Origin of the sequence: Nostoc sp., assembly GCF_036917635.1 — a bacterium.
Taxonomy (GTDB): Bacteria; Cyanobacteriota; Cyanobacteriia; order Cyanobacteriales; family Nostocaceae; genus Nostoc.
Genome location: NZ_JBALCW010000029.1, coordinates 22,113 through 35,604 on the forward strand (window position 1 = coordinate 22,113; position 13,492 = coordinate 35,604).

General features: G+C 41.2%; 11 protein-coding genes. 6 read left to right on the forward strand and 5 right to left on the reverse strand.

Going from position 1 to position 13,492, the window contains the following annotated elements:
- The first annotated feature begins 342 nt into the window (after positions 1 to 342).
- Positions 343 to 2,214, forward strand: coding sequence for a protein kinase domain-containing protein (locus V7K32_RS08580; protein ID WP_334992145.1), 1,872 nt, complete (start codon positions 343 to 345; stop codon positions 2,212 to 2,214).
- A gap of 106 nt (positions 2,215 to 2,320) precedes the next feature.
- Here the strand turns inward: V7K32_RS08580 and V7K32_RS08585 are convergent, their stop codons facing one another.
- The 3 genes from V7K32_RS08585 to V7K32_RS08595 all read right to left on the reverse strand — a co-directional run bounded on the left by V7K32_RS08585 (position 2,321) and on the right by V7K32_RS08595 (position 4,248).
- Positions 2,321 to 2,713, reverse strand: a complete 393-nt coding sequence (locus V7K32_RS08585; RefSeq protein WP_334992147.1) for a salt stress protein, Slr1339 family — start codon at positions 2,711 to 2,713, stop codon at positions 2,321 to 2,323.
- A 27-nt stretch (positions 2,714 to 2,740) separates the two neighbouring features.
- Positions 2,741 to 3,346: a vWA domain-containing protein gene (locus V7K32_RS08590; protein WP_334992149.1), complete on the reverse strand. Its 606-nt coding sequence runs from the start codon at positions 3,344 to 3,346 to the stop codon at positions 2,741 to 2,743.
- Between the two features lie 296 nt (positions 3,347 to 3,642).
- Positions 3,643 to 4,248 carry a vWA domain-containing protein gene (locus tag V7K32_RS08595; RefSeq protein WP_334992151.1) on the reverse strand — a complete coding sequence of 202 codons (606 nt, stop codon included), beginning with the start codon at positions 4,246 to 4,248 and terminating at the stop codon, positions 3,643 to 3,645.
- 47 nt (positions 4,249 to 4,295) lie between these two features.
- On the opposite strand from V7K32_RS08595, the gene V7K32_RS08600 reads away from it, so the two are divergent.
- Together V7K32_RS08600 and V7K32_RS08605 are read left to right on the forward strand one after the other, a co-directional pair.
- A complete protein-coding gene (locus tag V7K32_RS08600; protein WP_334992152.1) occupies positions 4,296 to 4,517 on the forward strand; it encodes a hypothetical protein in 222 nt (73 codons plus the stop codon).
- 256 nt (positions 4,518 to 4,773) lie between these two features.
- Positions 4,774 to 7,488 carry a PAS domain S-box protein gene (locus V7K32_RS08605; protein ID WP_334992155.1) on the forward strand — a complete coding sequence of 905 codons (2,715 nt, stop codon included), beginning with the start codon at positions 4,774 to 4,776 and terminating at the stop codon, positions 7,486 to 7,488.
- Between the two features lie 237 nt (positions 7,489 to 7,725).
- Here V7K32_RS08605 and obgE read toward each other — a convergent pair whose 3' ends face one another.
- Both obgE and V7K32_RS08615 read right to left on the reverse strand, forming a co-directional pair.
- On the reverse strand, positions 7,726 to 8,754 hold the full coding sequence (gene obgE, locus V7K32_RS08610) for a GTPase ObgE (protein ID WP_334992157.1): 1,029 nt from the start codon (positions 8,752 to 8,754) through the stop codon (positions 7,726 to 7,728).
- Between the two features lie 73 nt (positions 8,755 to 8,827).
- Positions 8,828 to 9,502, reverse strand: a complete 675-nt coding sequence (locus tag V7K32_RS08615; protein WP_334992159.1) for a Mo-dependent nitrogenase C-terminal domain-containing protein — start codon at positions 9,500 to 9,502, stop codon at positions 8,828 to 8,830.
- Between the two features lie 493 nt (positions 9,503 to 9,995).
- Here V7K32_RS08615 and V7K32_RS08620 point away from each other — a divergent pair, with 493 nt between their 5' ends.
- The 3 genes from V7K32_RS08620 (at position 9,996) to V7K32_RS08630 (ending at position 13,112) form a co-directional block, all read left to right on the forward strand.
- The gene (locus tag V7K32_RS08620; protein ID WP_334992161.1) at positions 9,996 to 11,096 is read left to right on the forward strand and encodes a glutamate--cysteine ligase; all 1,101 of its coding nucleotides are present in this window, start codon (positions 9,996 to 9,998) and stop codon (positions 11,094 to 11,096) included.
- 625 nt (positions 11,097 to 11,721) lie between these two features.
- The gene (locus V7K32_RS08625; protein WP_334881217.1) at positions 11,722 to 12,069 is read left to right on the forward strand and encodes a hypothetical protein; all 348 of its coding nucleotides are present in this window, start codon (positions 11,722 to 11,724) and stop codon (positions 12,067 to 12,069) included.
- Between the two features lie 503 nt (positions 12,070 to 12,572).
- Positions 12,573 to 13,112 (forward strand): Dps family protein, encoded by a 540-nt coding sequence (locus tag V7K32_RS08630; RefSeq protein WP_229468618.1) that lies wholly within the window; start codon positions 12,573 to 12,575, stop codon positions 13,110 to 13,112.
- The last annotated feature ends 380 nt before the right edge of the window (positions 13,113 to 13,492 follow it).

The window sequence follows — 13,492 nt, forward strand, 5'->3', positions numbered from 1 at the left end:
AAAAAACTGAAGTTCCTTGCGGGACATGAGTTTTACCTGAAGTTTACACTAATGGGCAATGTTCCCGACAGAAATCTATATGTATGAAGATTTTCGTAAATTGCGATTAGGAACGGATGCAATACTGCTCGGATAAGACCAAAAACCTTGTGTAGAGACGCGAAATTTCGCGTCTCTACAGGTCTAAAACACTATCGAAAAATCCAAAACCCGAGCAGTATTGGGAACGGATGGCGTTCAAAATTTCAGTCATGAACTTATCTGATGTACATTTGGAAAGGGCAATGTCTGACGACAAGCCCAGAGGCAAAATGTCTCCGGTGTTTACGCTTGTGATTTTTCATGACTTTAACCCTGCTAAACAATCGCTATCAAATTATCCAAGTAATCGGCGCTGGTGGGTTTGGCGAAACCTTTCTAGCAGAAGATGTCCACATGCCTTCTCGCCGTCGCTGTGTAATCAAGCAACTAAAGCCGATAACCAATAACGATCCACAAGCCTACCAACTTATCCAACAAAGGTTTGAACGGGAAGCAGCAACCTTAGAGTATTTGGGTGAAAGTAGTAACCAAATTCCGAAACTCTACGCCTACTTTTCTGAGAACGGGCAATTTTACCTTGTCCAAGAATGGATTCACGGCCAAACCCTAACAAAAATTGTCGAAGCCAAAGGATTTGAGAGTGAAACTGCTGTTCGGCAAATTCTCTTGAGTCTGCTTTGGGTTTTAGATTATGTCCACAGCAAAGGCATTATTCACCGGGATATCAAGCCTGAGAATATTATTCTCCGTTCTGTTGATGCCAAGCCAGTTTTAATTGATTTTGGTGCAGTCAAAGAAACAATCCGTTCTGTGGTGAATTCTCCAGGATACCCTACGCGATCGCTTGTCATTGGTACGCCTGGTTATATGCCTAGCGAACAAGCCGTTGGCCGCCCAGTTTACGCCACTGATATCTATAGTTTAGGCTTAACGGCGGTTTATCTGCTGACTGGCAAACACCCGCAAGAACTACCAACTGATCTCAAAACTGGGGAAATACTTTGGCAAGATCGCGCTCCTCATGTCTCTTCCCAATTGGCAACAGTAGTCAATCAAGCAATTAAGCCTCATGCTGGCGATCGCTACACCACTGCTAGTAAAATGCTACAGGCTTTGCAGTCTGTTAGTAATATACCTTTTGAGTTAGCTGCAAATACTTCTACAGTTAGTTTTCCTCCCACTACATTAACTCGACAAACCCAGACATTATATTCTCCGCCAAAAAATTCTGCGTTAGCGAAGCTCACCGAAGGTATCGCACCCTCTTCTGGTGGAAACTGGCAAAAACCTGCTGTGATTGTTGGTAGTTTGCTGATAGGCGGCTTGCTTGGTGCAGTAGCAATTTCTAACTTCACTCGTCAGCAACAACCAGAAACAACCATTGCCACAAGTCCGACCCCATCGCCAGAATCTTTACCCACTCCTGCATCTACCGAACCGCCTGTTTCTTCCCAAACTTCTCCAGTCCCAGTCGTACCAACCACACGACCAAAACGGCGAGTAATTCTCAATCCTTTGCCCACCTTTAATCCCCCAATTGTATCCATACCACAGCCAGAAAAAGAGCCTGTAACTTCAGATACTCCAGCACCAGTAGCAGTATCCACACCACAGCCAGAACCAAAGAATGAGGCGATCCCTGTTTTGGTCAATCCCAGCCCAGTTCCCATACCAGAAATGTCTTCCACGCCACAGAAGAAGCCGCGCAGCAAATTAGCTGCCACTAGCAGCAACCAAAGCGTTCCCGCATTCCCTACAGGTACACCAAGAAACATCGTAGAAACTACCCTCGGCAAACCAAATCAAGATTTAAGAGGCTCATGGGGCAAGACTCGTGCTGTCGTTTACAAACTAGTGCCAGATAAAATTGACCTTGGCTACTTATTTGATCGTAATTCTAAAGTTTTGCGTCAAACTGAGGTATCTTTTGCCCAATCGGTAGACCCGCAGGTAATGGAGACTACTTTAAATGGAATGTTAAATGGGCAAGCCACTGAAAAAATTCAGCAGGGACTCAAACAAGTACAACAGCGTCAATCTGATAATTTTAGTTTTGATAATGGCTCAGTCAAGGGTCAGATTATCCGCCAAGAATGTGATTTTATTTACATCAGCATTTGGGATGAAAATTTACATGATTTTGTGAGTCCATCTACAGCTAAAAAGTGTTAATTTCCTGCTAAACATTGCCCTTAAAGCGTATCCGAAGTATTGATTTTGACGCCTCGGCGGAGCGTCTTTGGCTCCGCTCCTGAATTCAGGATAGCTGAATTCTTCTTCAATCATTACTTCTTAAATATTCAATCGCTGCCTCTAATTTTGAGGGGTAACTTTCCGCAAACCTTTCAAACCAAAGCCCTTCGGAAGAAAGTGGATCTACTTTGGCTAACCATTCTTTTGCTTGCACTTTCAAAGCCTCTAGTTGTTTGGCTTTAAGTTGTTCTTGTCGAATTCTTTCCTGTTCTAATCTTTGCTGTCTTTTTAACTCAATAGCAGCATCCTCTTGGGCAAAATCAGCCTTAACTTCTGCCAAAATATTATCTATGAAAAATGACGACTTTGGCAATGATGGAATGAACGATTTAGCTGTGGCTGATTTTGACTGCTGTTGAGGTTGTACTTCTTTGTATTCCGTTTGGAGTTCAGCTAATAGCTTATCAATGGAATCCATTTTGGCAATTCCTAATAAATAGTATAGTTAGTCATTAATGGCATTGAGTAGCACTTCCGATAGACTCATATCTTCCATATCTTCCATAGTAATGGTGTCGCAGATATCAAACTTAGCACCAGCACTTTGGAGTTCATCGTCTAAGACTTTGAGAAAGCGGGTAGCTTGCTGATCTGTACCAACTTGAATAAAGGAAATAGCTAATTCTTCATCTCGATCGATGCGGCGAGAAGCTTCAATAATTACCTTCATTACTGCTTTGCGATCGTCTGGTTCACCATCAGTAACCACTAAAATTGTTTCACCATTTGGCTTGGTTTGACCGGCTGCTTTGCGTTGAAGGTAATCATCAGTTGCATGTTTTAACACACCTGCTAAGTCAGTTGTACCAGAAGGATCATTTTCTTGAAAAATTTGTGCTACTTTAGTGGATGTCACATTTTCGTATCGTTTAAATTTACCAGAGAATACATAAATAGTGATGCCATCTGGGTCAAATTGCTCACACTTACTAGCTAAAGCTAAAGTAGATTCCTGGGCTGCAACCCATCTAGTTCTACCACCCTTTTGATCTTTGGTTGCCATGCTGCCGCTTTTGTCGATAATCAACGTATAATCACGATTTTCTAGCATTATTCAATTCTCCAATTAAGAGGCAATCAATTTTGTATTTTAGATTAACCGTTAACCTAAAAATAGGCTATTGGGAAGTCAACTGCCATACCCACTCTTGGGATGTGGCTTGTAACTAGGAAACAGAACCCACTCTTGGGATGAGGTTTTACGCACGATCAATAAATTTGCGATTTGAGATTTTTTTATAGTTGAGATTAGTCGCTCTGAAACCAAATTAAAATTTTGAATTCTTCAATCCAAAATTTAAAATCTAAAATCTAAAATTGGTTACTGGACTATGGGCGATCAACACATTAGTCAGTTATTGCGTTCGTCAAGACATCTACAAGGCTCATTTCTTCTAAATCGTCTAAAGTAACCGTGTCACAAATATCAAATTTAGCACCGACACTTTGCAACTGATCGTCTAAAGCTTTGAGGAACTTAGTTGCTTGGGCATCTGAACCCACTTGAACGATGGAAATTCCTAATTCTTCATCACGTTCCATCTGGCGAGTCGCATGAATGATCACTTCAAACACAGCTTTGCGATCGTCTGGTTCACCATCGGTGATGACTAAAATTGTCTCTCCGTTTGGCTTGCTTTTGCCGGCAGCTTTGCGTTGAAAGTAGTTATTGAGTGCATCCTGAAGTACACCTGCTAAGTTTGTTGTCCCAGAAGGGTCATTTTCAAGAAATATTTGTGCCACTTTAGCAGAAGTGACATCATCATAGCGTTTAAATCTACCGGAAAACACGTACACGGTAATGCCATCGGGGTCAAACTGTTCGGCCTTTATTGCCAAAGCCAGAGTAGATTCTTGGGCTATCTCCCATCTACTTCTACCACCCACTTGATCGGGTGTGGACATACTACCACTTTTGTCAATGATTAATGTGTAGTCGCGATCGCTCATCATAATATTCCTATGATTGTTGCCCTGTGGTTCTAGTCTAGTCTAGGAATTTGACGATACAGCAAGCACTAATCGGTTTTGTATCAATCCTGCTAGTTAAAAAAGCCCTGCCACAGTTGATGCTAGGCGATCGCCTAGCATCTTTGAACAAAATCTTCCAGTCCCTAGTCTCCTGGAAACACCAAAAGTTAGTATTGGTTTGCTTGTTGCAACCTATATTTAGTCTGGGAATAATAAATACTACTACTACTGGCACACACAAAGCTAAATAAACGTGAGTTCGCCAAACCTCTCTCTGGCTTGAACTTCCATTAAAGTGTATCCCTCCCCGACGAGCGAGAGGGACGATTTTATCTAGTAAGTAAGTAGGTCAAATTAAATATAAAACCTCACCCTCTATCCGGCTGACCCCGACAATAATAAGGAGAGGGATTGAGGGTGAGGTTTGCTCTTATATTTAATTACGCCTACCTACTTAAAGCCAGGGAGAGGTTTCTTTATTGCTCAATTTTAAAGATAAATTCGGGTATGAACCATCCTAGATTTTTAAATAACCCCGTGGAAAAACAAAACACGCAGCAAAACTTCTCCCCAGCATTTCTGCATCAGATTATCGATAACATATCTGACCTAATTTTTGTCAAAGACCGTCAACATCGCTGGGTATTACTTAACGATGCCTACTGTGATTTTGTCGGTCATAGCCGAGAAGAATTAATTGGTAAGTCAGACTATGATTTTTTTTCTCAAGCAGAAGCCGATGTGTTCCGGGAAAAAGATGAACTGGTTTTCACGACAAATATTGCTAATGAGAGCCACGATTTTTTTACCGATGCTCAGGGTATAACCCATCTTATCTCTACAAAAAAGTCTTGCTTTGAGGATGAGACTGGTAATAAATTTCTGGTAGGTACTATTCGAGACATCATTTTACACAAAGAAGCCGCTAAAGTTCCGGCTGTACCTGGTATTACAGATATTACCGATCTTGACGAGCAACTCTTAGAGACGCCACGCGAACGCTTACGCCAGCAAGTAGAGAAAGACCTACACCGCATTAATGCTGTACTGCAAGCTCAACAAGAAGCTTCTATCGACGGAATTCTAATTATTGATGAAAATCGTACAGTTACATCATCCAATCAAAAATTCTCCCAGTTATGGCAAATTCCGGCGGCACTACTCCAAACAGGCGACGATCACCAGGTCCTCCAATGGGTAGTAGACAAAGTAGTAAATCCAGATGAATTTTTAGCTAAGGTGGAATATCTTTACCAGCATCCAGAAAAAACTAGCCGTGATGAAATTTTGCTGAAGTCTGGAAAGATTTTTGAGCGCTATTCTGCACCCGTCCTTAAACACCAAGGATCTGATGATGAGACATCACCTTTAAGAGACGATTACGGTAGAATTTGGTATTTCCGCGACATTACCGAATATAAGCAAGCAGAGGCAGAACTTAGGGCTTCACAGCAAAGACTGGCGTTGCTGATTGAACAAACACCTTTAGCCATTATTGAATGGAATACCAACTTTGAGATTCAGACATGGAATCGGGCAGCAGAAAGAATCTTTGGCTACACCACAGAGGAAATGCTGGGGAATAACTTTGAGATCATAATATCTGAAAACGCCAGAAAGCACGTAAATGAGATTATCACTGCCCTGTTAACACAAAGTGGAGGAAGTATTAGTGTCAACGAGAACGTCACTAAAGATGGCAGAACGATGGTCTGTGAGTGGTATAACAACCCGTTAGTGGCTCCTGATGGCCAGATAATTGGCATTGCCTCAATGGTGTTAGACATTACAGAACGCAAACGAGCTGAAGAGGAACAGCAAAAATTTGTAGCGTTGGTTGAAAACAGCAGTGACTTTATTGGCATTTCTTCAATGGAAGGGCAAGTTGTCTATGTGAACCCTGCCGGACTCAAGATGGTAGGGCTTAGTAGCCTGGAAGAAGCCAAAACCAAGCCCGTGGGTGATTTTCATTCACCAGAAGCTTTTGCAGAGTTTCAGCAACAAATTTTTCCTTTGATGCTTCAACATGGTTCCTGGCAAGGTGAGTTTCGCCATAGGCATTTTCAAACGGGCATAGAAATTCCTACTGATTGCAGCCTGTTTATGGTAAAACATCCTGAAACAGGAGAGCCTTTCTGTCGGGTAGCTGTCGCTAGGGATATTACAGAACCTAAACAAGCTAAAGAAGCCCTGCTAAAGTCGGAAGCGCAACTAAGAAAACAAGCCGAAGAACTTAAAGTTGCACTCCGCGAACTTCAAAACACCCAAACTCACTTAATTCAAAGTGAAAAGATGTCCAGTTTGGGTCAACTAGTCGCAGGAGTGGCACACGAAATCAACAACCCGGTCAATTTTATCTATGGCAACCTCGCTCCTGCCAAGGAATACACCCAAGATTTACTTTCACTTTTGCAACTTTACCAAAATCATTATCCTGAACCTGTGCTAGAGATTCAGGATTTTGCACAATTAATCGAACTGGACTTTTTGAAATCAGATTTGCCACAAATAATCAACTCAATGAAAGTTGGGGCAGACCGCATTCGAGAGATTGTGCTTTCCCTGAGAACTTTTTCGCGCTTGGATGAAGCCGAAATGAAAGCTGTTGATATCCATGAGGGAATCGACAGTACTCTGATGATTTTGCAAAACCGCCTCAAGGGTAATGACCAACGCGGGGCAATTGAAATAATCAAAGAATACGGCAAACTACCGATGGTTGAATGTTACCCAGGGCAGCTAAATCAAGTATTCATGAATATTTTGTCAAATGCGATCGATGCTTTAGAAGAGGGAGTGGGGAGTGGGGATGAGGGAGCAGGGGGAGTAGGGGGAGTAGGGGGAGCAGGGGGAGAAGAACTAGTGATTATTGACCAATGCCCACTTGCCCTGAGCGTGAGCCTAGCGTCTCTAAGAGTTGCTGAAGGGATTCCCAATGTCCAATGTCCAATTCCAACAATTTGCATTTGCACTCAACTACAAGAGCAAAATCAGGTAACAATTAGCATTGCCGACAATGGATTGGGAATACCAGAAAATGCTAAAAAACAACTATTTGACCCCTTCTTTACCACCAAGCCCATCGGCAAAGGTACGGGAATGGGACTTGCCATCAGCTACCAGATCATTACAGAAAGACATGGCGGTTCCTTAGAATGTATTTCGCAGCTAGGACAAGGCGCTGAGTTTGTGATTAAGATTCCCCTGATTCAGGATACATAATTCTAATTCGTAATTGACAATAACGTTCCTGCGTCGCTAAGGTAATTCGTAATTTTAATATCATAAGTAAAAACACACTATTTCCGATGCCAGCACCTACTTCCGTTTCAAACCCTTTGGAAGTAGTAAGCTAATCGGCATTCAAATTGCATGATCAGGGCAGATATTAAGAAAATTTTGATATGCAAATTAGATGTGTTTTAGCTTAATTACGAATTACGAATTACGAATTACGAATTATCTAAATACCTCCACTTCTTGAGGAACCTTCATTTGGTCGAGAATTCCCCAAATTTCCTGTAACATCGGCTCTAACCCGGTGCGGGTAACTGCTGAAATCACAAAAACCGGCGCGTATGAGAGATGATTAAGTTGGGTAGCTAACGCCTCCAAATCGACAGTTTCCCGATCAACTGCATCAATTTTGTTCAGCGCCAAAATTTGCGGACGTTCTGCTAAACCCCGTCCATAAGCTTGTAATTCTTCTTTAATTGTGTTATAATCTCTAACCACATCATCGCTAGTGGCATCAATTAGATGAAGTAGCACTCGCGTGCGCTCGATATGACGTAAAAAATCGTGTCCCAACCCTGCACCGTGAGCCGCTCCCTCAATTAATCCGGGAATGTCGGCGAAAACAGTACCATCGCCAGTAGGTTTTCGTACTACACCCAAATTTGGGATGAGGGTAGTAAAAGGGTAGTCTGCTATTTTTGGACGTGCTGCTGATAAAGATGAAATTAGAGTGGATTTACCAGCATTTGGTAAGCCAATAATCCCTACTTCTGCCAAAAGTTTCAACTCTAGGCGCAGCTGCCTTATTTCCCCTGGTAATCCTGGGAGGGCGTATTCTGGGGCGCGGTTACGGTTACTCAAGAAATGCTGATTTCCTAGTCCACCTTTACCACCTTGGGCAATCAGCAAACTCTGCTTAGGCTCAATTAAATCACCCAACAATTCGGCAGTTTCAGCATCATAAATGGTCGTACCACAGGGAACTTCGATGATTAAATCCTTTCCTGCTGCTCCAGTGCAGTTATTTGGCCCACCACGAGTGCCTTTTTCTGCCTGAAAGCGATGGTTATATCTGAAGTCCAGCAAGGTTTGCAGGTTTTCGTCGGCAACGAAAAATACCGAACCGCCTCTTCCCCCATTACCACCAGAGGGGCCACCAGTTGGCACGTATTTCTCCCGCCGGAAGGCGACAATACCATCGCCACCCTTACCAGCTTCAACTTCAATTTTTGCTTGGTCGATAAATTGCATACTTAAATAATAGTGAAAAGTGAGGAGTTAGGAATTAGGAGTTAAAATTATAACTCCTCACTCTTCACTTTAACTAAATATATGGTGAAACATCTTCACCGCATTTATCTGCCAGATAGCAGAGGGCGCGGAAACGTAAGCCCACCAGTTGCTCATACAAGGGGTTAATTTTACACATCGGCGGTATGTGGACAATCTTGTGTCCAAATAAGGTAACATCCCGCTCAAAGGGACACTGGGAGGGAATCATTTTACACAAAAACCGGGCTACTCTTGGGTCTTGAATATCTAGCCTATCCAGCCAGTCGCGCAGGGGGCGTAGTGCGTCAATTTGACGCTTTGTAAGCACAGGGCTGGCGATAGTGGGGGTAAGCTGTGGGTGTTCTAGGGTGTGGCGAAGGGCTTCTAGTAAATTCTCTGGCTGTTCTAAGGCTTGGCAGAACTGATGCAGAACCCGATCTTCGCTGGGAGAATAAGTGCCATCTGCGATCGCTACCATTATCCCTGTCCTTAAAAAATTTTCCGCAGCTGGTGTACCTTTACCCAACACTGCGGCTAATTCTTGTGGCGTAATTACCTCTAGTGAGTCGCATTGAATCTTGGGAGCTAATTCATCTTTGGTGATGGTAGCAATTAATTCCTGTTCTTGATCGTCAAAATTACCATCTGCCCAAGCAATGGTGAGCAGTCCACGCAACCAAGCGGCAATAATATCGCTGCTGTAGGGGGATTGAACGGTACTTGTCATAAACATCACGTCTCAAGCTTTCCTGAGTTACTACTAAGCTATCCTACCCAGTGATTATGAAGATAGTGAGACAGCAGAGAATAATCAGAAACCGCGTAGGCTTCGCTACCTCAAAACATAAACCAGAAAAGTTTTCAAATCGCAACAGTCGGTCTTGGGGTAAAATCCATTTGAGAGGAATCTTCAGAATTTTTTCTACTTAAAACTGAAAAGGGAAATTTAATCTGTGTTCTGGAGGTATTCATAAATAAAACCAAAGTTCACCTCAGCATCATTCAAGAAACACTACTAATACCGCTCTGGGCTAGAACTTGTCAGCTTGAGGCAGCAAATATAATTAATTATAGTAGACCCGAAATCATTTGAGCCTACCCTAGGCATCTCTTACAAATTTGATTAAATTATTACTACAAATTTTTCTTACAAAGGCTGTTTTTTATGAGGAACTATCGTCTACAAGTGGTTACGCACCTACACAATAAAGGTATACATAATGTTTTTATTTGGCATTGAGCATGAAGTCGCTTTTCTAAACAAAGAAGGAAAGTTTGCTGATTTTTCCCGCACCCAATTTGCTGATTTAAATCAAATTATTGAAAAGCTACCTACATACCCCAGCGACTATCCTCAACTACGCATAGGGGATGCGGGTATTAAGATGAAGAGATGGTACATTGAGGGATTTGAAAGATTTGCAGATTCCGACAAGGTGATAGACTGTCATGTTAAAGGTATTGAAATTAGAACGACTATACATTCTGACATTCAAGGCGCTATTACTGAATTATCAGAAAGTTTTCACTTACTACGTGAGGTTGCTGCTAACTTTGGTTTCTCACCAGTTTTAGTCAGTTTTAATCCCTATAATCCGGTTTTTGAACCTCATCCCCCATTAAACGATTACGAAATTCAAGAGCTACAGGCTTATCCTGACGAACAAACTGCTAATATTCACATGGTGTCTTATGGGCCTGATTTAAATATTTCAGTGGTAAATTTGTCTACTGAAGATGTGATTGATATTGGCAGAAAATTAACTTATTATAGTCCCTATATCGTCCCTTTTAGTTATAGTTCCCCTTTTTATAAAGGAGGTTTATGGGATGGGCTATCAGTAAGGACATTTGTGAGAACAGGGAAAAGACCAGCAGCCCTAGTTTTTGTTCAAAAACAAGAACAACTAATTGATAGCACACCTTCATTAACAAAAATCGCTCGGATTCCGGCTGAAGTGGGACGCATTGAATTTAAGGCTTGTGATAGTTGTGATAACTTTTTAATCTATGCAGCTTTACTGACATTATTAAAAGGTTTGGTGTTAGATAAAACCTTGCTGGGTAGAGAAACTGTACCCGATGCAGCATTACACCAACTTTCGGCAAAAGAAGGGTTTGACAACGAGGATATTTTTGGAAATGCGACAAAAGTCTTGCAAGCAGCCGAAGTTGCTTTGGGAGATGACCCAGATGTTGATTATTTAACGCCGTTAAAAGCAATGCTGGCGATGCGAAAAACAAGAACCCATGAATTAATAGAAATGTTTCATCGCCTAAGTTCAATAGAAGAAGTAATAAGGCAGACTTATCAAGTTTAGAAGAAATTGCGGTTTTCTGTTTTCTGGTTCATCGACCCACCGAATTCAGCCAAACCCTCAGCAGCACCGCTTCCCGGTACACAACAAACTCAGACGCCTACGGTCACTACAACCTCCTCACCGCACTTTTTTACGAAATGGCACATTTGGCAGGCTTCATGGCTAGCAACTCCAGTTATTGTGCCATGTTCCCTTCTAGTGATTGGATAAAGTCGAGCTAACTTAAGATAATAGTAAAGCCATTAACTTGGTAAAACTATATTAAGTCGATATACCTAGAGACTGATTTTATTTATAACTAAAGATATAGTAAATTTCACTCTAGAGATTGATGCAGGGGTTAGTATTTTCAAAGTACAAGTAAAAACAGGGAACCTTGACAGAAGATTGTCAATAAAAAACCTAATGATTTTGCTAAAGAATTAAGGTGGTATTTGCTTTTTATCCCTTAACTAGTTCGATGCAGAAATTCTTTGACAATTTCTTCGTCAGGTTCGTTTATAAAGGACTTTCAGATTGAAGCCTAGCTGGCTATTTTTATTATTGCTCTTTACCAAGTAAGGTGCGATATGCCGCTATTTCAGTCAAAGTTCTGCATTGTTAAAGCTGTTATCGAGGATTTCAAATGAAATTTATTGCTTCTGTCTTAAGTCCAGTACGCTTCCTAGTTGTGGCTTTTACTTGCGCCTTACTATTGTTATCTAGTGCTTTTCCTGCTTTTGCGATCGATAGCTATCAAAGTGAACCTACCGAAGGTACTACACAACTGCTTGACATTCAGGCCAAAACTGACAAAGCTGGTCAAGAGCCACCAATAGGATTGAAAAAGACTCAAAAAGAGACTAACGAAGGACTTAATGAGGTTCAGGGAGCTGCTGATATTGACAAGCAGAAGCGTCCAGAAAATTCACAGGCTTCAACATCTGTCGAAGAAAATATAAAGAAGGTGTTAGAGAAAGTTACAGGTAAGTAACTCAATTAATAGTTCTGGTAATTTTTCGTTAGTAATGGGTGATTGCATAAATGCAGTGACCCATTACTAATTAGTACTGTTAAGGTGAGGACTACAATTTAATTATAAAAATATGTTCGCCCTGAGCATCTATGGTAAAATAGGGCGTGCATATTTTTGGTTAAAGATATCTTAATTAATAATTAGTATATAGGACTAATATTTTATTTCTGAAAAACCTCAGTACAACTCGAAAAGCCTAATTCCCTACTCCCCACTCCCCGCCTACGTAGATAATTTCAAAAATCAAATACGATTCCTAGATGTATATTTTATTGTTGTAGCCGAAAAAATCAATAAAATTTGCTATTTACTAGAATATTGACTTACTACTACCTATTAAGACATAGGCATAATTATAAATATAGTAATTAATTTCAGCCGAAAATGTTACCTTTGGTTGATGTGGAATCTGTCTAAAATTTGAGAAGTTAATAGATAAGTTTGCTTAGGGATGGAAAACAATGCGTTCGATAAACATTGGTTTGACTGAAGAACAGCGTCAAGGTGTAATTAATCTGTTAAACCAAGATTTGGCAGATGCTTATCTACTGTTGGTGAAAACCAAAAAGTATCACTGGGATGTCGTTGGGCCTCAGTTCCGCTCTTTGCACCAGCTTTGGGAAGAACACTACCAAACCCTGACTCTAAATATTGATGCTTTGGCAGAGCGGACGCGTGCTTTGGGAGGTTATCCTGTTGGCACAATGGAAGGATTTCTCAAGATTGCTAGCCTCAAGGAACATGCTGGTAATGTTCCCACAGCAACGGGGATGGTATCTAATCTAGTGAATGATCACGAGCAGGTTATTCGTAACTTAAGAGACCATGTAGATCAGTCTGGTGACCAGTTCCACGATCAGGGAACTGCTGACTTTCTGACTGGACTGATGGAACAGCATGAGGAAATGGCTTGGATGCTACGCTCATTCATTGAAGGCGAAGCACTCGGACCAGATGGTAGACAGCCAGCAGAAGGGGCTAAGACTCCTGTAGGTGTGTAGCTCATAACGTCTGAGTAGAGATAGTTGTCTATGAAACCAGTTAGAAGGAGCATTGATTTCTCCTTCTAACTGGTGTGAAAAAATTAATCTGTCTGCATCTACCTATTTACCATATTCAGTACAAAAACAAGATAATACATTTTTGCAAGCAGCCCGAATAATGTCAATAATCTGACTTATCCATATATTTTTTTGACGTTTTGTTGTCACTCCTTTACTTTCCTTTTGTTGAAAATTTGCTTTGACTTATACTAATTCTCTATGAAGCTGCATATAGCGGCCTTAAATCCTTCGTTAAAAGTTAGATCGCCGATTTATTTGAGAAATTGGGGATTTAGACACTGCGAATTTATAATTTATAATATTTTCATATTTTTTGA